Annotated in this window: 21 protein-coding genes; 13 read left to right on the forward strand and 8 right to left on the reverse strand. The window is 38.3% G+C overall.

All coding sequences use genetic code 11. The annotated features are described in order from the left end of the window. Positions 1-2 precede the first annotated feature (2 nt). The 6 genes from PQ461_RS03015 to PQ461_RS03040 all read right to left on the reverse strand — a co-directional run bounded on the left by PQ461_RS03015 (position 3) and on the right by PQ461_RS03040 (position 9,228). A complete protein-coding gene (locus PQ461_RS03015; protein WP_274208153.1) occupies positions 3-1,112 on the reverse strand; it encodes a sensor histidine kinase in 1,110 nt (369 codons plus the stop codon). 87 nt (positions 1,113-1,199) lie between these two features. Further along, the gene (locus PQ461_RS03020; RefSeq protein ID WP_274208154.1) at positions 1,200-3,389 is read right to left on the reverse strand and encodes a peptidase domain-containing ABC transporter; all 2,190 of its coding nucleotides are present in this window, start codon (positions 3,387-3,389) and stop codon (positions 1,200-1,202) included. Between the two features lie 27 nt (positions 3,390-3,416). Continuing rightward, a complete protein-coding gene (locus PQ461_RS03025; protein ID WP_274208155.1) occupies positions 3,417-4,367 on the reverse strand; it encodes an LLM class flavin-dependent oxidoreductase in 951 nt (316 codons plus the stop codon). Between the two features lie 17 nt (positions 4,368-4,384). Further along, the gene (locus PQ461_RS03030) at positions 4,385-5,596 is read right to left on the reverse strand and encodes a lanthionine synthetase LanC family protein (RefSeq protein WP_274208156.1); all 1,212 of its coding nucleotides are present in this window, start codon (positions 5,594-5,596) and stop codon (positions 4,385-4,387) included. Between the two features lie 13 nt (positions 5,597-5,609). Then, a complete protein-coding gene (locus tag PQ461_RS03035; RefSeq protein ID WP_274208157.1) occupies positions 5,610-6,827 on the reverse strand; it encodes a lanthionine synthetase LanC family protein in 1,218 nt (405 codons plus the stop codon). Next, complete coding sequence (locus tag PQ461_RS03040; RefSeq protein WP_274208158.1) at positions 6,805-9,228, reverse strand: TonB-dependent receptor domain-containing protein; 2,424 nt, start codon at positions 9,226-9,228, stop codon at positions 6,805-6,807. The genes PQ461_RS03035 and PQ461_RS03040 overlap by 23 nt, the downstream gene beginning before the upstream one ends. Before the next feature lie 296 nt (positions 9,229-9,524). On the opposite strand from PQ461_RS03040, the gene PQ461_RS03045 reads away from it, so the two are divergent. The 12 genes from PQ461_RS03045 (at position 9,525) to PQ461_RS03100 (ending at position 16,828) form a co-directional block, all read left to right on the forward strand. Next, positions 9,525-9,677: a hypothetical protein gene (locus tag PQ461_RS03045; RefSeq protein WP_274208159.1), complete on the forward strand. Its 153-nt coding sequence runs from the start codon at positions 9,525-9,527 to the stop codon at positions 9,675-9,677. Positions 9,678-9,801: 124 nt separating this feature from the next. Further along, positions 9,802-10,008 carry a class I lanthipeptide gene (locus tag PQ461_RS03050; RefSeq protein WP_274208160.1) on the forward strand — a complete coding sequence of 69 codons (207 nt, stop codon included), beginning with the start codon at positions 9,802-9,804 and terminating at the stop codon, positions 10,006-10,008. A gap of 56 nt (positions 10,009-10,064) precedes the next feature. Further along, positions 10,065-10,262 carry a class I lanthipeptide gene (locus PQ461_RS03055; RefSeq protein WP_274208161.1) on the forward strand — a complete coding sequence of 66 codons (198 nt, stop codon included), beginning with the start codon at positions 10,065-10,067 and terminating at the stop codon, positions 10,260-10,262. Between the two features lie 79 nt (positions 10,263-10,341). Further along, positions 10,342-10,536 (forward strand): class I lanthipeptide, encoded by a 195-nt coding sequence (locus PQ461_RS03060; protein ID WP_274208162.1) that lies wholly within the window; start codon positions 10,342-10,344, stop codon positions 10,534-10,536. A 24-nt stretch (positions 10,537-10,560) separates the two neighbouring features. Then, on the forward strand, positions 10,561-10,773 hold the full coding sequence (locus PQ461_RS03065) for a class I lanthipeptide (RefSeq protein ID WP_274208163.1): 213 nt from the start codon (positions 10,561-10,563) through the stop codon (positions 10,771-10,773). Positions 10,774-10,833: 60 nt separating this feature from the next. Then, positions 10,834-11,043: a class I lanthipeptide gene (locus PQ461_RS03070; protein WP_274208164.1), complete on the forward strand. Its 210-nt coding sequence runs from the start codon at positions 10,834-10,836 to the stop codon at positions 11,041-11,043. A 5-nt stretch (positions 11,044-11,048) separates the two neighbouring features. After that, positions 11,049-11,252 (forward strand): class I lanthipeptide, encoded by a 204-nt coding sequence (locus PQ461_RS03075; protein ID WP_274208165.1) that lies wholly within the window; start codon positions 11,049-11,051, stop codon positions 11,250-11,252. Positions 11,253-11,343: 91 nt separating this feature from the next. Further along, a complete protein-coding gene (locus tag PQ461_RS03080) occupies positions 11,344-14,496 on the forward strand; it encodes a lantibiotic dehydratase (protein ID WP_274208167.1) in 3,153 nt (1,050 codons plus the stop codon). A gap of 7 nt (positions 14,497-14,503) precedes the next feature. Then, positions 14,504-15,394 carry an HlyD family secretion protein gene (locus PQ461_RS03085; protein WP_274208168.1) on the forward strand — a complete coding sequence of 297 codons (891 nt, stop codon included), beginning with the start codon at positions 14,504-14,506 and terminating at the stop codon, positions 15,392-15,394. Positions 15,395-15,579: 185 nt separating this feature from the next. Then, the gene (locus tag PQ461_RS03090; RefSeq protein WP_274208169.1) at positions 15,580-15,768 is read left to right on the forward strand and encodes a bacteriocin; all 189 of its coding nucleotides are present in this window, start codon (positions 15,580-15,582) and stop codon (positions 15,766-15,768) included. Between the two features lie 177 nt (positions 15,769-15,945). Further along, positions 15,946-16,347: a hypothetical protein gene (locus PQ461_RS03095; RefSeq protein WP_274208170.1), complete on the forward strand. Its 402-nt coding sequence runs from the start codon at positions 15,946-15,948 to the stop codon at positions 16,345-16,347. A gap of 52 nt (positions 16,348-16,399) precedes the next feature. Then, on the forward strand, positions 16,400-16,828 hold the full coding sequence (locus PQ461_RS03100) for an SRPBCC family protein (RefSeq protein ID WP_274208171.1): 429 nt from the start codon (positions 16,400-16,402) through the stop codon (positions 16,826-16,828). 83 nt (positions 16,829-16,911) lie between these two features. Here PQ461_RS03100 and PQ461_RS03105 read toward each other — a convergent pair whose 3' ends face one another. Both PQ461_RS03105 and PQ461_RS03110 read right to left on the reverse strand, forming a co-directional pair. After that, a complete protein-coding gene (locus PQ461_RS03105) occupies positions 16,912-17,829 on the reverse strand; it encodes an alpha/beta fold hydrolase (RefSeq protein ID WP_274208172.1) in 918 nt (305 codons plus the stop codon). A gap of 93 nt (positions 17,830-17,922) precedes the next feature. Continuing rightward, positions 17,923-19,041 carry a Gfo/Idh/MocA family protein gene (locus tag PQ461_RS03110; RefSeq protein ID WP_274208173.1) on the reverse strand — a complete coding sequence of 373 codons (1,119 nt, stop codon included), beginning with the start codon at positions 19,039-19,041 and terminating at the stop codon, positions 17,923-17,925. Between the two features lie 293 nt (positions 19,042-19,334). Here PQ461_RS03110 and PQ461_RS03115 point away from each other — a divergent pair, with 293 nt between their 5' ends. Continuing rightward, positions 19,335-19,796 (forward strand): DUF4268 domain-containing protein, encoded by a 462-nt coding sequence (locus PQ461_RS03115; RefSeq protein WP_274208174.1) that lies wholly within the window; start codon positions 19,335-19,337, stop codon positions 19,794-19,796. Positions 19,797-19,889: the final 93 nt, after the last annotated feature.

A 19,889-nucleotide genomic window follows, 5' to 3' on the forward strand; every position in this document is an offset into this window, starting at 1 on the left:
ATTTACCAAATTTTCAACAGTACGTTATATATTTTCTCATCTTCTGATATTTCAAGCGTATGGCGGTTGGGGTATAGTAAGTCCAACCTTCTCCTGGTATTAGATACACCAATACCCCCTACTGACTTTCTTAAATTAGCTGCTGGCTTTAGATTAGTTACTTCAAAACAAAATGCTTTTGTATCATCTATCCATGCATTAATCTTAATCCACGAATCTTTTACCATTTTATCAACGCCATGCTTAAAGGCATTTTCAACAAAATTGATCAGCAATAACGAAGGTACTTTAACCACATCCAGATCATCGGCTATATTTAATTCTATTGACAGCCTGTTACTGTGCCTGATGTTCTGGATATCAATATAGTTTTTTATGAAATACAATTCTTTACTGGCATCAATTTCCGAGGCATTTGAATCATAAAGTGCATAACGCATCATACTTGAAAGCGCAAAGACCATTGATGCAGCTGTTTCGTCCTTGTCTTCAATTAAAGAATATACGCTGTTTAGTGTATTAAACAAAAAGTGCGGATTAATCTGCGAGCGCAAAAAATTGAGTTCGAGCGTAAGATTATCCTTTTCAAGTTTAAGCTTCTCTAACCTCGATTTAAAAGCAACCCTGAATATTTTAATCGTTAAAGCTGGAAATAAAGCTAAGCCCAGCTGCTCGAAATGAAAATATAATACATTGTAATCTTTTACAAATGTCCAGGCACCATATTGCGATATGTTTTTTACAAACCGCCGGTAATAGGGAGGCATATCCTGTGTGTGGTTGATATAATTATATAGGTAATATGCGCTTATACCATATATAGTTAGTGTAAATAGGAGTATCAGGCTTACATAAAAAGCTGTATGAATGGCATCCTGCTTAGTTTTTAAGGCAAATGAAACGCCATAAAAGCAGGCTAATATGATGATGTACTTTTGTAATCCGATGAGGTATGTAGCAGTAGGGTGGCTATCGCCCGTGACCCATTGCGCCTGAAACAGAAACCATTTAAAAATGAGCAACCAAAACGCAATATGAATTATAACGGTAGTGGAACGGCGGCTGTTTGTGCCAGAAAGTATTGCTGTGATTTGGTTAGTTTGTTTTGACATTCAATAGTTTGCTTATTGTATATGCCTTATTATTATAATTTGTAAGATAGTGAAATTTGTTTTAACCACAAATACGTGTATTAATTATTAGTTACCAAGTTCAAGCTGGTTTTTTATAAGCTCATAATAAAATCCGCGGGTATTTACCAGGTCTTCATGTTTTCCCTGCTCAACAATCTGCCCGGATTTTAAAACAATGATCTGATCGGCATTTTTAACCGTGCTTAGCCTGTGCGCTACCACCACCACCGTACGCCCTTTAAAGGCCTGGTTAAGATTATGCATGATTTTCGTTTCATTATTTGCATCAAGAGCATTGGTGGCTTCATCAAAAAACATATAATGAGGATCCTTATATATAGCCCTTGCAATAAGTATGCGCTGTTTTTGGCCCTGGCTTAGCCCATTGCCTTCTGCACCGATCTTTGTATTTAACCCCAGCGGCGATTGTTTAATAAACTGGTCGATATTAGCAGTTTTTATGGCGTGTAACAGGTTGGCCGAGTTAAATATCTCGTTACTCACCATGATATTGTTAGCAATAGTATCTGAAAATATAAACCCATCTTGCATTACCACTCCGCATTCTTTTCTTAAGGCCGCATGTGATATGGTGCTATAATCTGTTTCGCCCATTTGCAATGTGCCACTATCAGGGTTATATATTTTTAATAATAATTTCAGAATAGTTGTTTTACCGCTGCCACTGTCGCCAACAATAGCAGTTATTTTTCCTTCGGGAATATATAAATCAATACCTTTTAATACCGGATGGTTACCAGCCCCCGGATAAGTAAACGTAATGTTGCTTAAACGGATAGACTTGTCAGGAGGGAGGCGCTTAATAAACTGCCGGTCATCTGGCTCTTCATCTGATACTTCATGCACATCATTCAGACGGTCGACACTTATTTTTGCATCCTGCGCACTTTGTAAAAACTGTATAAACTGTTCAACCGGCGAATTTAACTGGCCAACAATAAATTGTATGGCCAGCATGGAACCAAGTGTCAGGTTTCCGGAAATTACCAGCTTGGCAGCTAAAAATACAATAAGGATATTTTTAGTTTGATTGATAAATACTGCACCCACTTGCTGGTACTGGCTTAGTGATAAGCTTTTGGTGTTAAATTTAAACAGCTGAGCCTGTATACGCTCCCATTCCCAAAGCTTTTGTGTTCCGCAATCATTCATTTTAATTTCATGGATACCACTCATTAACTGAATAATATTATTTTGATTGGCTGCAGATATTTCAAACCGCTTATAATCTAATTTCTTGCGGAATTTAAGAAAGAGATAAACCCATGTAAAATAGGTTAAGCTCCCCCCTAAGAAAATCAAAAAGATACTTTGACTATAAGATACCAGCACTGATCCGAATACAATGAGCGTTATAAATGAGAAAACAGTATTAAGGAACGTACTTGTTAAAAATGTTTCTACTCTTTTCTGATCACTTATCCGCTGCATAATGTCACCGGTAATTTTGGTATCAAAAAATGACAGAGGTAACCTGAGCAGTTTGGTTAAAAAATCTGAAAGAATGGAAATACTGATACGCGTACTAATGTGAAGTAATATCCATCCGCGTATCAGCTCAATGGTAGTTTGCCCGAGCGAAAGCATCAACTGCCCCAGCAATATCATATTTATGAAATTGATATTGTTGTTATTGATACCTATATCAACAATTGACTGTGTTAAAAACGGAAATATCGTTTGCAGCAGGGCTGCTGCTAAAAGACCAATCAGTAATTGTATAAACAGTTTTTTATAGCCTCTGAGATACCTCAGTATTTTTGTCGCTTTAATAGAGGTGTCCTGCTCCTCTTCTTCGGTATAAAAATTTGGGGTAGGCTCAATCAATAATACTATACCATCCTGCTTTTTTTCAGCAGCATTAAATGCCCATTTTTGCAGAAACTCTTTTTTGGGATAAGAAAGCAACGACTTGCCCGGGTCTGCTACAAAAACCCTATCCTTTTTAATTTTATATACGACAATAAAGTGATTTTGGTCCCAATGGGCTATACACGGTAAATGGATACTTTCTTTAAGATCCTCATAATTTACCCTTGCGCCAACTGTACGAAACCCGATCTGTTCAGCAGCCTGGCTTATACCCAACAAAGAAACACCGTTACGGCTATGTTTGGTTTTTTGCCGTAGTGTATCAAGGCTAAAGCGTTTTCCATAATACTTGGAGATCATCTTTAAACAAGTGGGCCCACAGTCCATTGATTCAAGCTGACGATAGTATGGGAAAGATGCCATGATAGTTATTGTTTTAGATCGTGTATACTAAGCTGCTGTTTGTTTTACTCTGCGCACTTTAGCAGAATCGGGCAATGAAAACTCCTGTGCTATAAGCTCAATGCCCATAAGCCTGTCTTTAGGTTCTTTTGCAGCATTCATGAAAATGATTTCATCAACACCATACTTTTCGCTGAAGGCTAAAAAGGCTTCATGAAACTGTGCAGGTGTCCCTGTAATATTATACCCGAAACCATCGCGCAGCGGGCCTACCGCTCTTTTTGCCTTAGCGGTGGTTTTGTGGCAGATACCTGAAACTACAAGATTTACTTTCGGATAACGATTGTGCTTATTATAAAATGCTTCTTTAAACTCCGCTAATTTATCCTTGTGAGCCTCCATGTCAGCATTGGTATGAAAGATGGACCTTGAAAGATTAGTGCCATGCTCCAAAGCTCTATCGATGCTCTTACCCATACCTGTACTTAGCGACCAAACGTCTGGGTTAACGCCTTTATATGGTGACACAACTGTGCCTATTTGAAGAACTTCACTTTCGTTATTAATGATATAGAAAAATTTATCCAGATTGTTTTTGAAGGCTTCGGGCATATTCAGCCCTTCTATGCCTGTAGCCAATTGAGCGACGGACGACATTACTCCGCCATTTGCCAAGCCAAGATCAATGCGGTTAGGAAACAGGTTGGTAAGCATTTTAAAGTTACATGCTACGTGATATGGCTGATGTATACTTAATAATATTCCAGCCGTGCCTATACGTATCTTTGATGTCATGGAAGCAAGTATAGGTATCAATATAGTAGGGTCATTCCAGGTATGGGTAGGGTCGGGGATGTGATGCTCGCCCAGCCAAAACCTTGAATAGCCCAACTCATCTGCCTGATAGGCATAATTAATCAAATCATTAACTTTTAAAAGGCTGTTAAGCTTTGCGGTTCTGATACCAAAATCAATTAACCCTATTTTTAGCTTTTCCATAATTAAGGTTTATTTAGTTACATTAAGAATATGCTTTGCCATTTCTGATTCCCTCCAAGCGCTTCATTAATCAGCACCAGCATTACACCAGGTATACCCATTAATAATTGCTCGGCACGCCCGTTACTTTCAGGATCTTTTAGTTCGTTCTGTATGTAATTATGGGTATATTCCATCCAGAAGTTTTTAGTATCCATATATTCAGGCAAGGGCTGTTCACGGTAAAGTGCGTTATACATTAATACCATACTTGCCGATCCGTGGCATAAATGGGCATTCTCTATGCCTGATTCTTCTTCTGTAAGGCGTGTACAGGTATCCCTGCCTAACGTATCTGCTTTAATAAGCAGTTCAGGCATATTAAGAACATCTGCACAACGGTAAAACACTAATGCAATATTTAAGTCGCCATAGCACCAGCCCATCCTGTCATTATATTTTTTGATGTTCTCGGGGGCTGTTCTGGCAAAGTTTTCATCAATGGTTACAGGGAAGTAAGAATATACGCCATCGGCCCTTTCGGGCTTACGTTCTAAACCAAGTATATACTTAAGCATACCGATTATCAGTCCGCGTATTTCCGGTTGTAAAATGCCTGCTTTGTAAATATCCAGCAATACCAGTATCAGGCCGCTTTGCCCATGTGCAACTCCAAGATCAATATCTGCTGAGCGGTTTTGCTTGGAGATGTGTGAATTGAAGAACCTGACCCCATGTTCATCCTCCATCTTTAAAAGCATTAAGCTTTCAAAAGCATCCGTTATGTAATCTTTTATTTTGCCATTATAATCAATACGGTTTACCAGATAACTTAAGGCACCAGCAGCACCATATAAAAAATCAATATTATTATTTGCCAAATAAGTTTTAGCGCTCTTATATACCATCTCGTCGAAAACAAAAAACTCATCATCCTGCAATTCTATATCTATGATATTATCCTGATTTAAGGTCATTATAACCCTGCACAAAGAGGGGAGTACCCATGGTATTTCAAGTATCGCCTCGGGTGAGCCGCTTTTAAAATAGTCGAACAATTCATCAAGATAGGTGACCGCAGTTTCAATATTTTCTTCATTCCCAAGCAGCTTATAATTATATGCCAGGTATAGAATACGCCCCAACTTGCCCGAAAACAACGAATTGCCTTTGAACGGCAATGACGCAATTACATGCTCGCCTGTTTTAATCTGCTCTATAAGCTTGCTTTCAATTTGTTCTTCAATCATGATGGTTTAGTTTTTAATAGCCGATAAATTTGATCAGATCTTTTGTGCCTGCCTGTAATGCCATCAGGCTAAGCCCAAGCCCTGACAGGCCTTCATAAAGCGTAAAGTTTACATGTGGGTTACCCTGGTTGTAGTAACCCGAATAACCGGCAGGTTTTCCGGGCTGCTGTAGCTGTACCTGCATTACCGAATACCAATAATCTGCAGCAATGGCGAAATCTTCAAGCTGATATTCCTGATACAAGTTGCTAAACAGGGTAATAAGGCCCGATGTCCCGTAAATAACAGAAGCATCATGTATGTTACAGGTTGATAAAGACCGCCTTAAAGCCGAGTGACGTAGGCTGTTTAAACCTTGTTCATATAAAAGCTCATTATTTAAACTTTTTCCTGCTTTTAAAAGCGCATAACCAATACCCAGGTCGCCATAGCATAAGTTTAGCGGGCTATTGGCTTTTTCTTCACCAACAATGTCTGGAAAACAGCTATCGCTTTTTTCATTTTTATGATCAATAAGATACTGGCAGGCTGCATTTATGCAATCCTTTATTTCAGTTATTCTGTAATCTGAATTACTATCAACAATTTCTGTCAGCAGCAGAATTACGGAGGCCACACCGTGGCTCCATCCCAGGTATATATTGCTTTTATTAAAAAGTTTCGACACCCAATAGGTGCTGCCACTGCCGGTATGCTGAGCAGAGCTTAATAAGGTATCGATAATGTGCTGAATAGCCTCCCTTACTTCGGTATATGCTGAACTATTGCGTTGCAGGAAATAGTAGGCAAGTGTAAGGAAACCTGTAAATCTGTCGAAATTTTGTTCAGCACATAATTTATTTGCACCATTGATTGCCTTTAAATCAATTTGCCTGAGCACTTCATCAAAGCTATGGTCCAGGAACCCTTCATTTTGAAGATGTGTAATAAACATCCCTAATTCAGCAATATCATTGTAGTATAAAGCGCCGTTTATTTTATGTGCATACAGATCTTTTATAGCCCCAAGCAGGATACTTTCGCATAGGTTGATGTATTTAGGGTCTTCATTTACCCATGTAGCATAATTATAAAAGAACAGTGCTGCGCCGCATTTGCCATTAGTAACTCCGGGTGATAAAGGAAGTGCAGTAATATGATCTTCAAGATATGAAGCAATTTCATGCAGCTTGTCAATATCAGCACCTGTTACCAGAAGTGCTGTTTCACTATTTAATTCTACTTTGCTCATCTCCTGCTGAATTTTTGTTTGATGGTTTAATTTTTTTAGATCCAAAGGGATAGCTGATTGAAAACTGTAAAAAATTTGAATCCCAACGGTATACGTCACGCGTTATAAGGTCTGGAAGCACTGCCACTGATTTTGCACGTGCCGATTTAAATACGTCATTGTAGGTAAGCCTTAATGTTGGGCCTTTGTCAAAACTTTTTTGCAGGCCTAAAGTAACCTGATACTGCGGACTGTAATGATAGATACCACTTGGCATTGACGATTGGAAATAACCAGATAATTGCGGCTGCCAATGATCAGGAAGTTTGAAATAATTACTGATACCATATACACCGTAAAAACCCGAATTGGTTATCTGGCTCACATCATTTTTCTGGTACTCGAGGTGAGATATATTAATGTTGTTATAAATAGAAAGCCATTTAGCTACTTCTATAGGTATGGTGAAATTTATATAATACTGGTATAAGTTTTTAAGGTTCTGGGCACTGATACGTGTTATGCGCGAATCATCTGTTTCCCTTTGCGTAACATAATTGATGGTGCTTGATGTAACAGAATAACCGGCTGAGGCTACGTAAGTATTCTTTAAAGTGTATGTAAGGTCTATTGTATTTGTGTATTCTGGTTTAAGAAATGGATTTCCCTGGCTGTAGGTATAGATATCCATGAAGTATATGAACGGGTTAAGATCCTGATAGCTGGGGCGGTTGATCCTGCGGCTGTACGATAAATTAAGTGAGTTATCTTTATTAATGTCCTTGCTAAGTATCAGCGAAGGGAACAGATTAAAATACTGGCGTTTTACAACATTTTGTGTAGTGACCAGGTTACCGTCAGAATTTGTCAGCTCGCCACGTAGGCCAAGCTTATATTCGTAAGTGCCTAACTTGTTGCTGTAAACAGCATAGCCTGCACTTATTGATTCTTTATATTTAAAATAATTACTTCTTGTAGGGTCATTAACCCATTGATTGTTGTTAAAAAGCTCGTATTGTGCATTATTGTCTGTATTAACCGTACTGAATTTCAATCCGGCTTCCAGTTTGCCTTTACCTAATGATTGTTCGTAATCTGTTTTAGCCACCCAGATATTGATTTTTGTAGGCAGGTTGTTACGCAGATCAAGCCCACCGATGGGGACGGCACTTCCGGGAATAGTGTACGTGTTCTCAATATTGTTAAACTGCGAAGAGTTGTAAGCAGAGTAGTTAACCTCAGCAGTGATGATCTTAGTAGAATCAATACTGTGTTTAAAACTTAAATTACCGCTGTATTGATGCTTATTGTCTTTAGTAAATGTATTATTGTTCAGCACAGAATCGACAACATTAGCTGCCTGCAAAATATTTGTGTTACTATACGCATACAGGTTCTTTTTAAAATTGAAGCCGGTAAATAAGATATTGAAAGCTGTTTTAGGCGATGCATTAAAATCAAGCCCTACACGATAATTATGTGCATATGTTTTATATGGGCTGTAGGTGTATGAATTATGGATATTGGTAACCTCATTAGCATTTTGAGGATTCAAATAATCAAGTTCAAGCTGCTCTTTTGACCTGGAGTTGCGATAAGAGAAATTGTAACCTCCATATATAATTACTTTGCCGCTTTTGTGATTAATGCTGAAGCCCTCATTGGTTCTTTTTGATTGACCCACTGCAACACCTGCATTAATGGTACCAGTAGTACCATCGAGGCTGGCCTTTTTTGTAATGATGTTGATAATACCGCCGCCGCCCTGGGCATCGTACTTTGCACCGGGATTAGATATTATTTCAATTTTGTCAATGGTATTGCTTTGAAAGCTTTTTAGAAAGGCCGCCAGATCTGAGCCTGCAAGGTAAGTTTTCTTGCCGTCTACCATTACTGTAGTACCCTGCTTGCCGTTTAATGAAATGCTTTCACTTTGAGGGTTAACATATATGCCTGGCGCTTTTTCAAGCAATTGTATGGCATCATAACCACTACCAAACACGGTATTACTAATATTAAATACAATGCGGTCGCTTTTTGCTTCTATTAATGGCCTTTTACCTGATATCACCACACCTGCAAGTGCTTTTACACTTGCATTAAGTTTTATATCAATATTTAAAGTTTCGCCTTGCTGCAAGGCTATGTTTTTGAATTGCCTGTCATAGCCGATGTAACTTACCCTGACAATATAATTACCCGGTGCAATATTCTTAAAAGTAAATGCCCCGGTATTTATCTCGCTCATCGTACCGGTAACCATGGCCGAATCTTTTGCAGCTAATAAATGCACACTGGCAAATTCTACAGGTTTTTGCTGGCCGTCAAATAAATGCCCGGTTACAGTTCCGCTTTTTTGGGCCATAGCAGATGTAAAAGGCAAAACAACTGCAATTAATATTTTAAGTATTGTGTTCCGCATAGCATGAGTTATTTATTGCGAAATAACCCCTGTACCCAGATCTTATGAAATTAATTCGACGAATGCTTTGATTCTTTAGATGAATGAAAAGCCGTTTTTTGAAAATTCGCCAAAATGAAGAAATAACAGGTTAAATGCCTTTTGAAATTTATAAAGGCTTGTTTCTGTCAGGAAAAATTTTACTTGGTCGATGTGTTTCAACAGCATGTCTAATTAGGTATCGCATTAATCTAAATTATTTCTGTTGGCTTACGCTTTCATGCTCCTTTGTGTAAAAGATTATAAACGCAACAGTTATGAAAGCAATTTTTAAAACGCTTTTTAAAAAGATCCAGCCACAGCATTCAGCTTTAGTAAATGCGCTTTCTCCTTTTGAAATGGCAGCACTGGTTAGTAGCAGCAACCCTAATCAGCAGCCAGCAAATTACTGGTGGATTGATGAGAAATAACCGTCTTATTATTTGCCGTTATCATGGCAAAACATCTGCTGCATGCCAGGTAAACAACTGGCATTATAGGTCATGTATTCATGAATAACTAAATAATTATTAACAAACAAAAATCGAAAACCAAATGAAAAAGAAACCAATTAAGGTGACCAAATCGCTTTCATTAGACAAAGAGACCGTTGCCAAGCTTGATGAAAATCAGCTGAATGAGGTTGCAGGCGGTGGTACAACCAACACTTGTAACGGAAATCAACCGGCTCAACAATTTGAAGAAGCAGCAGCACTTATTGACATCAATTCATGTCAGGCATGTTCTTGTAACGGTAAATAAAACTGATAGTCAACGGCCATTGTACTATAGTTTTATTTCCACTAAAACCAAATCACATGAAAAAGAAACCTATCAAAGTAAGCAAATCGCTGTCATTAGACAAAGAAACCATTTCAAAACTTGATGAAAATCAATTAAATGAAGTAGCAGGTGGTGGCACTACCAATACCTGTAACAATCAGCCTGCACAACCTGCAGCCGAATTTAATTTGATTGACGTTAAATCATGCCAAGCTTGTTCTTGTAACGGCTAAAGCATGGCCCTGATGGCCTGGCAGCTTCAATGATTTCCGGGTCCATCTTTTACACTACTTAAAACCAAACCTTATTGTAATGAAAAAGAAACCTGTAAAAATCACCAAATCATTATTGCTGGACAAAGAGACTATCCAGAAACTTAACGATGACCAGTTAAATGAGATTGCCGGCGGCGGCAACACAGATACCTGTAATGGTACCCCACCTCCGGCGCAGGCATTTGAAGCAAACCTTGCCCTTCCATCATGTCATGCATGTTCTTGTAATTAAAATTAACTACTAACACACTTAAAAATGAAAAAGAAACCAATTAAAGTAAGCAAATCTCTGTCATTAGACAAAGAAACCATTTCGAAACTTGATGAAAATCAATTAAACGAAGTAGCAGGCGGTGGTACTACAAACACTTGTAACAACCAGACACCTCAGCAGCCTGTTGCGCAAGAATTTGCAGCAGATCTAATTGATATTAACTCTTGCCAGGCTTGTTCTTGCAACAAAGGTTAATCAAAACTTATCCCCGGAACCGTATGGCAAATGCTGTACGGTTCCAAATTTTAAAAGATTATGAAAAAACAGAATTCAAAAATTAAACGCCTTTTCAGCCTCAACAAGGAAACTATTTTAAAACTAAACGAGGCACAATTAGCTGAAATTGCCGGAGGAGCCGATGCGCCCAACACTACCGGTGCATCGTCATGTAATATATTTACCTGTAACCCTGATAACTGTAAAGCTAACGGTGGCGCGCATGAAAACACTGAATTAAATAAATAACCAACATGAAAAAGAAACGCATACATCTACAGTCGCTTTCTTTTGAGAAAGAAACTATTGCAAAGCTTAATGAGCATCAACTTGGAAACATACATGGCGGCATAAATAAAGAAACCGATCCAAATAAATGCTCATGCCCTGTAATGTCATGTATTCACCTTACAGAATCTTGCCTGACAGTTCCTAAACAGGATCCTGAGGAAAATTAATTTATGTAGATGCTCATTATCTGTGCTTTAATATTTATCAGTAAATTCTTATTTTAATAAAAGTTTTATCCTGCAACCAATCTTATCATTTATGAACAGCCAAATTAAACTGCAACCAGCCAATTATTATTTGTTAAGACGGCCGTTAATGCCTGTAGAAACTTTTTTTTCGATTAATGAACTGGTAAACACTGATATTAAAGCATTTGAGCATCATTTATTAAACCGCTACAAAAACGACCCGCTTTTTATGGAAGCCATTTACACGGCTTCTCCAGAGTTATACGGCGAATTGTGTAAAGCCATAAATGATGGAATTGCAGGCCAAAAGTTGGTTATAACACTTTACAAATACTTATCAAGGATGAGCACCCGCTGTACCCCGTACGGTTTATTTGCAGGTTGCTCTACCGGTATAGTGGGTGAAGAAACAAATATTAACTATGCTGACGAAAAACACCGGAAGCATTCGCGTTTGGATATGAACTATGTGAATGAGCTGGTTAACTATCTTCAACAAATACCTGCTGTTAAAGAGAATATTTTATTTTACGTAAACAGTAGTTTATACGATAAAGCGGATACATACAGATACATTGAATATAAGGTAGAAAATAAAAGGCGGCATTATAATTTAACTTCAGTAAAGAAAAGCGATTATCTTGACCTGCTTGTAAAGGCTGCCGAAAATGGCACCAGTTATAAGTCACTTTTAACCATTCTATTTAACGCTGCACCAGAAGTAGAACCAGCTGATGCAGAAGCCTTTTTGAATGAGCTTATTGATTCACAGCTTTTAATAAGTGAACTTGAACCTACCGTAACGGGCGATATTTATTTTGAAAGGCTGATTGTGCTGCTTGACCAAAAAGCACCAGACAGCATCATTTCAGATCTTAAACAAATAAGCAGCCTGCTTAAGCAAGGTGGTGTGAGCGCCTTTGAGCAGGTGCACCAAATTATTAATAACAAATTTGTAAAATGCCAATCTAAAGATCTGATCCAAACAGATCTGTTTTATGAGCACGCTAACAATCAAATTAGTGGTACTGTTGCAAATAACATTGCAGAACAAATAAGTAATTTATACCGCATCTCGTCCAAAGGAGTTTTTAGCGATCTGGAAACTTTTAAAACAAGTTTTATAGAACGCTATGAAGAGAAAGAAGTACCATTGCTTCAGGCGCTTGATTCTGAGTCGGGGGTGGGCTATGGAGCAGGAAAAAAATCAGATCATTTGCCCCTTCTTGAGGGGGTGTCACCTAAAGCGCGTAAACAGGCGCGTAACACTACCTGGTCTGCTTATAATTTAATGGTTAATAAACTATTTAAGCAAGCAGCAGATAGCCGGTCGAAAGTAGTGCAGTTAACAGACGATGACCTTAAACAACTGGACGTACAACCCGAAATTGAAAAATCTATTCCGACAAGTTTATATGCTTTTGGCTCGTTAATAGCGGCATCAGCACATGAGCTGGATAACAATAATTACAAATTTCATTTAACAACATGCTCTGGCCCATCCGGAGCTAATATTTTGGGCAGATTTTGTCATGGCGACGAAAAACTTTACAAAAACCTACTGGAAACAATAGCTACCGATGAAGCAGACAACGACAATTATGTATATGCAGAAATTGTGCACCTGCCCGAATCAAGAACCGGTAATATCCTGATGCGGCCAAACCTCAGAAAATATGAAATCCCGTTTTTAGGAAAGTCAGCCAAAAGTACCGAAGATCAGATTAATGTACAGGATCTGATGGTGTCAGTAAAAAATGGCAAAGTGATTCTACGCAGTAAAAGGCTTAATAAAGTTATAATTCCGCGATTATCTACCGCACATAATTATATGACAGGCTTGCCTGTATACCGTTTTCTATGTGATTTGCAGAAAGACGGTTTATATCATAGCATTTACTGGGACTGGGCTAATTTAAGTGACTCGCGGTTTTTACCCAGGGTAGAATATAAAAACATCATTATTAACAAAGCAAGCTGGCGCATTAATAAGCTGGCTTTAGATGGCTTTGGCAAAACCACAGAAAAAGACCTTGCCCTAATTGATGCTTACCTGAAAGAAATAGAGGTGCCCAGGTTTGTTTGTGTAGCCGAATACGACAATGAGTTACTGATAGATACGTCAAATGAAATTGGTAAAAAAATTCTACATCAAACCCTGACAAAAAAAGGAGTTGTTAAGCTATCAGAATTTTTATTTGACGAGGAAAACTGTTTTATTAACAACGGAAGGCATGGGTTTGCTAACGAAGTTATCTTGCCAATTTCAAATAAAAGCGCTACGGTTATACAGACCGCTGCTGCTCCTGCCAGGTTTACTACAGTTAAACGCACTTTTATTCCGGGCAGCGAATGGATCTATTTTAAAATTTACGGCGGAACAAAGTCGGTCGAAAAGGTTTTTATTGAAACCCTATGCCCTTACATCAAATATCTCAGTGACGAAAAAATCATTGATAAATGGTTCTTTATCCGCTATACAGATCCACATCATCACATCAGGCTGAGGTTAAAAGTCCATGAAAAAAATAAACTTGAAATAAACCGCATAATAACGGGTCTGTATGAATTGATCGAAGAAGAAATTGAAAACGGCACCATACACAAAATACAGTTAGATACCTATGTGCGTGAGATTGAACGCTACGGAGCAGATAATATAGAAAGCTCTGAAGATTGGTTTCATTATGACAGTGTTGCGATATCCAATATCCTTAACATGATAGAAGGAGACATAGGCGAAACCTACAGATGGTTGCTGGCAGCACGCGGGCTCGATGAAATACTTAATGACTTTGGCCTGTCTATAAAAGATAAGTGCCATTTTCTCGAAACACTTTCAGACGCCTTTTTTAAAGAATTTAACGGAGACAAGGCTTTAACTGTAGAGCTGAATGAAAAATACAGAAAGCATAGCAGGCAACTACGAAGCTTTTTAAACCCTGATGATGACATGCTGAATGAAATAACAGAAGCTACAGCAGAGTTTAAACAAAGAAGTGCGTCTGCTCAAGATACCGTCAGCAACATCATAAGTACTTTTGATAATGACCTCCTTTTTAATACAGCAGGGTTTACAGCATTATCAAGCTATGTACACATGTATCTTAACCGCTTTTTCCTTTCCAGGCAAAGGCAGCATGAGTTAGTATTATATACTATTTTATATAAGTACTACCTTTCTGAACAGGCCATTAAAAAGAATAAGGTTATAAACGTATAATTAGATTATGCCTGAAAACAATTATCATCATGAAGAAGTAGCTGAGATCATGGTTTCGGCCCCTGGTTGGGGCCTAAAATGGGGTAATATCATTATACTTTTAATTATTGCTTCCATACTTTGCTTTTCCTATTTTTTCAATTACCCGGATGTTGTAAAAATCCCGGTTGATTTCTCATCTGTAACATCTGCATCTGTAATAAAACCATTGCAGGTAAACTATGGTATTGATACCTTTTTGATCCGTAACAACGCATCTGTAAAACAGGGCCAGCCACTAATAGTATGGTATGATAAATATTACACCAGCTATAACTCATTAACTAAACTTGAGAACGTTTTAATAAAATACCATAATACACTAAACCAGCCGGTTAATAAAGCCAGGTTTTTAAGCGAACTCAACCATTTAGATAGCCGCAAATTAGGGGCATTTCAAAATGCTTATTCTTTATTAATAAGCGGCAGTTTCGATCAGGTCGACAGAATATTAATAGATATTAAAAATTGGAAAAACAACTGGGTAAGCAATGCTGAAGTGGCTGGCCATGTAACTTTAAACAACATTATTTCGCCTGTTAAAACAAGTATTGACCCTCAGCAAATCGTATTGTATGTGCAACCTGTTAATACTAATTATATCGCACACGGGTTGATTACTAACAAAGCTTATGCTCGTTTGAAAATTAAACAGCCCGCCTATATTAATATTAATGAATTAGGGGACAGAAAATATAATGCAAAAATTATAAGTATTTCACCTATTGCCAATCATGCAAAGCATGACATTTATTTAGAGCTTAATAACAATAAAGATTTAAATGTGACCTTTACAGGTGAGGCCCGTGTGTTATTAAACGATAAAACGCTTTTACATCGACTTTTAAATATTAACTGAACGTATTAAAAAGCTCCTGAACGAGGAGCTTTTTTTGTTTTATACCTCCTCATATCCTCAAAAACACTTCATCTGCGGCGTGTTTTAATTAGTCGAAAAAATACCACACTTCGTCTAAAAAGTTAAGTAAGCAGGATTTCTTTAGCTTTCTTTGAATAAGAAAAAAGAAAGTAAAACTTAGCAAAATGAAAAATCTTAAAAAGTTAGCGGCCTTATTCACTGCAAAAATCGACGAGAAGTCTTTAGACGTAATATCAAATAACGATATGGCTCAAATCTATGGCGGGCGCCCTGAGCAGGTGATGAATACCCATGACTACTGGTGGTTTGAAGATATTGCCATGGCATCAAACATGAAAACTGTAGCAAGATAGCCGTCAGTCTTGCTACAGTTCCAAACTATTTCTGCATCGTTAATTAGTAGAAATAATCTCTCTATTATTTTAAATACCCTCCCTTACTAACTGGCAGATTTTTTCTTTCAAAATCTGCATCTTCCTAAGTTTTAGGTTATTGTAAAAGCATGTTATTTAAGGTAACTTAACCGTGCTATGAAAAAAATAACCTTAACCCTTTTTATCGCTATGCAACTGATAGCGATAAGTGCCTTACATGCCCAGGTAAAAATCAAACGCTATGCGCAGCTTAACTGGGGCTGGACTAAGAATGCTATTATGTTTGGACAAAAAAAGATTTCAACTAATTCCCGGGATTCTTTACTATCGCCATTTAAAAGTGCTTCTCTAACAAAGAAAATGCTCACTCCACCTAAATTTGAAAATTACGCTCAAGCATTAAATTACATGACTGACTTAGGCTGGAGGCTCGAAACTACAATTCCGGCAGGTGGTGATCAGGGTTTAGTTTCTTTATGCTTCATCTTTAGCCATGATTTTGACAGAGAGGACCTGACAGAGCTTGGGATAGATCCAAGCGGTGCTGATAATAAGTAAGATTGAAGAGTTAAAATCTGATTTCCTATATTTAGTTAATTATCAATTTTATATGAGTGATCAGCCAGTTGTAGTAGAAAGCCTGTTAAATGCACCTGTTGAAATTATTTGGAAGGCTTTAACAGACAATACGCAAATGAAGCAATGGTATTTCGATATTGCAGAATTTGAGCCGGTTATTGGTTTCGAGTTTGAATTTGCAGGCAAAGGTACCGAGGGTGAAAGTTATCTGCACAAATGCAAGGTCATAGAGGTTATCCCACAGCAAAAACTAAAGCACAGCTGGCGTTATGAAGGTTATGACGGCATTTCTTATGTAACCTGGGAATTAACAGAACAAGGCAGCCAGACCAATGTTAAAATAACACATGAAGGTTTGGACACCTTTCCTCAGCAGCCACAATTTGCCAAAGCCAATTTTGAAGGGGGCTGGAACTATCTTGTAAATACAGCTTTAAAAAACTTTGTTGAGCAGCATTAATCATGATAAAATAAAACTTACCAGCATCACAGTTACTGACCTGGAACATCCCTTGAAATTTTACCCAGGTGGCTGTGGCAACCTTATTCAGCTTTACCAGCATACTGCGCTTTAATTTTTACAAGTGCTTTGTTAAGTAACTGGTTAAATTGCTTAGGCTGTTCTATCATAGGGAAATGCCCGGTTCGGTGTATACTCAATAATTCGTAAGGAATGCCTAAGGCCTTTAAACCCGAAATATCTGTAGGGGTAGCATCACTATTGATCAGGTAAAGTTTAAGGCCCAGTTTTTTCAAGGCAGCGGCTTGCACACTTTCATCAAAATCTTCCTGCTGTTCAAAAACAGCAATACCCGGTCGCGGATCGGTATGTACATAATCTATAATTACGCGCTGCTGACGGGCATAATCCATTACGCCGTAACCCATTTGCAAGGCAAACTGCCTGGCGCAATATTTAAAATCGGCTTTAAACTGGTGTATAGCTTTATCTACTTCTTTTTTCCCGGTGGTATCAAGTGCCTTGCCATAGCCTTTAAAATTGTCTACACCAACTAAACCAATCACCTGTTTTGATTTTAACGCTGCACCTGCAATAAAATCCTGTGAGAACGAATGGCCTATCAAAACTACATTTCTTAAATGCAGCTGATTGATAGTAGCAACTATATCGCCTGAGAATGCATCAACTGTCCAATCATTCCTGTTTTTACCCGACTGGCCAAAACCGGGCAAGTCAATGGCAACTACTCTATACCTGCTCTTGAAATAATTAAGCTGGTTATTCCAATAAGTGCGGTTAATTCCCCAGCCGTGCACAAACAGTAAAGTTAATGGGCCTTTTCCCTCGTCGGTATAAGCAATGTTTACGCCTTTGTGGCTGATCTTTGGGTGGGGCGGAGCCGGATTGATTACAGGGTAATGTTTAGTGCTAAAGTTCGAGGTGTCAATCGCAACACAAGGAATAAGCAGGCTGAACAAGCTGAAGAAAAATTGTGTCATGAGTTAGATTTTAGATAAATCTACTCACCATTTTTTCTGACGAAAACTATTTAACAGTATTTAACCTTCAATTATTAATTAATGTTAAATGCTTTAAGCCTTTTGTATTTTCTCCCATTTGCCGGTATCAAGGCTACGATAAATCGCATCAATTACCAGCATGTCTTTTAAACCTTCTTCACCCGGAACACGCGTATGAGCACCTGTCATTACACAATGGGCGAAATCATCCATTTGAGCAGCTTGCTGATTAATCTGCGGAAAATCCATCGGCCCGTTTGATGTTTTCCCTTGTATGCCGCCATAACCATAAGCCGGTTCAAGCTCAAATTTACCTCGCTCAGCTTGTGCTTTTAAGTAGCCCCAGTCGTGATTATAACTTGATTTGCCTTTAGTTTTCAGTCCCCCCGGAAACTCTAATTCCCAGAAAACGGTTTCGTCCACATCTTTAAATAACTCGGGTTTGGTTTTCTCCTGAGTTGCCATTACCGAAATTGGTTCCATGCCAAGTGTATAACGTGTGCCTTGTATGGCATAAATACCCATATCCATTAACCCGCCGCCGCCAGCAAGGGCTTTGTTTAATCTCCAGGCATTAGGATCACCGCCGTAGGTGAAACCATTGGCATTGTCTATGCCTGTTACTTTTCTGAAAACCTGTTTCTGTCCTAATCGCATTACTTCCATGTTATGCGGCTCAAAGTGTAAACGGTAACCGATAGATAGCATCCGGTTGGCTTTTTTGCAGGCAGCTATCATTTCGCGGCAATCGGCAGCGTTAAGCGCCATTGGCTTTTCGCAAATTACATGCTTGCCAGCTTTTGCTGCACGTATGGTATATTCTTTATGTAAGGCAACAGGCAACACCACGTATACAATATCTATATCCGGGTTATTGGCAATGTGATCAAAAGTCTGGTAATTGTAAATGTTTTTCTGAGGGATATTATATTTCTGAGCCCACTCCGTTGCTTTGGCGGGTGTACCGGTAACAATACCAGCCAGGTAGCAATTTTTTGTTTGTTGCAAGGCCGGCGCTAATTGTCCTATGCTGTAGCCTCCGAGACCTACAAGCGCTATTCCAAGCCTTTTGCCTGGCTGCCCAATGCACGATGCCATTGCAGACACGGTTGAACCGAGCGCCAATGCGCCGGCACCTGCCATACTTAAACCAATAAAATTACGGCGCGAAAGTTTCGGAGATGTTTTCATAAACGAATGGGTTTATAAATTATTAAGAAAAAAATCAACTGATGGTTTTAAAAAAAAATATTTCAGCAAAGCGTAACTTAATACAACAAACGCACGTAAAAAAGCATTAACCAATTATAAACTTAAGTTAAAAAGCTGCTAAGCTTTTTACAGAGACGTACTATTTCAACCTGAGCACAACCATCACAATACTAACTAACTATTGAAGGCCAACCTAACCAGCTGGTCTTTTTTATGCCTTTTTTAACCGGATATTTTAATTCATTTTTACAGTTTATATCTGTTTATAGTTAATGTATTCTAAAGACGAGGCATCACAAATAAAGCAAGCATTCTGGACGGCCTTCGGGCAATATATATCCCCGCAATTATCTGCTGAAGGTTTAAAGGTTAACTGGGTAAACTACAAAACCGGCATCAAGCATTTGTATTTCAGGATGCAGGCAGAAAAACGTAATGCGAGTATCAGTATTGAGATCGCGCATCCGGATACTGGCATACAGGAATTATTTTTTGAGCAGTTCTTAGAACTGAAAAATGTATTGCACGGCTACCTGGACGAAGAATGGGAATGGCATTTACATACTACTGATGAGTATGGCAAAACCATTAGCCGTATATATAAAGAGACTTCGCCGGTAAATGTATTTAATAAAGCCGACTGGCCGGAGATCATCTCTTTTTTAAAGCCGCGTATTATTGCGCTCGATGAATTTTGGAGCGATGCCAGGTACAGTTTTGACGCGCTTAAATAGTTGTTTGGCGTAGATTTAATTAATCAGAAAGAAAGTTTTGTTACTCGATTTGAAAATAAATCCCTTGCAAATGCCGTTTTATATGTAACTTTT

The organism is Mucilaginibacter sp. KACC 22063 (assembly GCF_028736115.1).
In the GTDB taxonomy this organism is placed as follows: domain Bacteria; phylum Bacteroidota; class Bacteroidia; order Sphingobacteriales; family Sphingobacteriaceae; genus Mucilaginibacter.

What these genes read in the sequence shown, in the direction of transcription:
- PQ461_RS03015 (WP_274208153.1), bottom strand. Translation starts at nt 1,112, where the DNA reads ATGTCAAAACAAACTAACCAAATCACAGCAATACTTTCTGGCACAAAC.
- PQ461_RS03020 (WP_274208154.1), bottom strand. Translation starts at nt 3,389, where the DNA reads ATGGCATCTTTCCCATACTATCGTCAGCTTGAATCAATGGACTGTGGG.
- PQ461_RS03025 (WP_274208155.1), bottom strand. Translation starts at nt 4,367, where the DNA reads ATGGAAAAGCTAAAAATAGGGTTAATTGATTTTGGTATCAGAACCGCA.
- PQ461_RS03030 (WP_274208156.1), bottom strand. Translation starts at nt 5,596, where the DNA reads ATGATTGAAGAACAAATTGAAAGCAAGCTTATAGAGCAGATTAAAACA.
- PQ461_RS03035 (WP_274208157.1), bottom strand. Translation starts at nt 6,827, where the DNA reads ATGAGCAAAGTAGAATTAAATAGTGAAACAGCACTTCTGGTAACAGGT.
- PQ461_RS03040 (WP_274208158.1), bottom strand. Translation starts at nt 9,228, where the DNA reads ATGCGGAACACAATACTTAAAATATTAATTGCAGTTGTTTTGCCTTTT.
- PQ461_RS03045 (WP_274208159.1), top strand. Translation starts at nt 9,525, where the DNA reads ATGAAAGCAATTTTTAAAACGCTTTTTAAAAAGATCCAGCCACAGCAT.
- PQ461_RS03050 (WP_274208160.1), top strand. Translation starts at nt 9,802, where the DNA reads ATGAAAAAGAAACCAATTAAGGTGACCAAATCGCTTTCATTAGACAAA.
- PQ461_RS03055 (WP_274208161.1), top strand. Translation starts at nt 10,065, where the DNA reads ATGAAAAAGAAACCTATCAAAGTAAGCAAATCGCTGTCATTAGACAAA.
- PQ461_RS03060 (WP_274208162.1), top strand. Translation starts at nt 10,342, where the DNA reads ATGAAAAAGAAACCTGTAAAAATCACCAAATCATTATTGCTGGACAAA.
- PQ461_RS03065 (WP_274208163.1), top strand. Translation starts at nt 10,561, where the DNA reads ATGAAAAAGAAACCAATTAAAGTAAGCAAATCTCTGTCATTAGACAAA.
- PQ461_RS03070 (WP_274208164.1), top strand. Translation starts at nt 10,834, where the DNA reads ATGAAAAAACAGAATTCAAAAATTAAACGCCTTTTCAGCCTCAACAAG.
- PQ461_RS03075 (WP_274208165.1), top strand. Translation starts at nt 11,049, where the DNA reads ATGAAAAAGAAACGCATACATCTACAGTCGCTTTCTTTTGAGAAAGAA.
- PQ461_RS03080 (WP_274208167.1), top strand. Translation starts at nt 11,344, where the DNA reads ATGAACAGCCAAATTAAACTGCAACCAGCCAATTATTATTTGTTAAGA.
- PQ461_RS03085 (WP_274208168.1), top strand. Translation starts at nt 14,504, where the DNA reads ATGCCTGAAAACAATTATCATCATGAAGAAGTAGCTGAGATCATGGTT.
- PQ461_RS03090 (WP_274208169.1), top strand. Translation starts at nt 15,580, where the DNA reads ATGAAAAATCTTAAAAAGTTAGCGGCCTTATTCACTGCAAAAATCGAC.
- PQ461_RS03095 (WP_274208170.1), top strand. Translation starts at nt 15,946, where the DNA reads ATGAAAAAAATAACCTTAACCCTTTTTATCGCTATGCAACTGATAGCG.
- PQ461_RS03100 (WP_274208171.1), top strand. Translation starts at nt 16,400, where the DNA reads ATGAGTGATCAGCCAGTTGTAGTAGAAAGCCTGTTAAATGCACCTGTT.
- PQ461_RS03105 (WP_274208172.1), bottom strand. Translation starts at nt 17,829, where the DNA reads ATGACACAATTTTTCTTCAGCTTGTTCAGCCTGCTTATTCCTTGTGTT.
- PQ461_RS03110 (WP_274208173.1), bottom strand. Translation starts at nt 19,041, where the DNA reads ATGAAAACATCTCCGAAACTTTCGCGCCGTAATTTTATTGGTTTAAGT.
- PQ461_RS03115 (WP_274208174.1), top strand. Translation starts at nt 19,335, where the DNA reads ATGTATTCTAAAGACGAGGCATCACAAATAAAGCAAGCATTCTGGACG.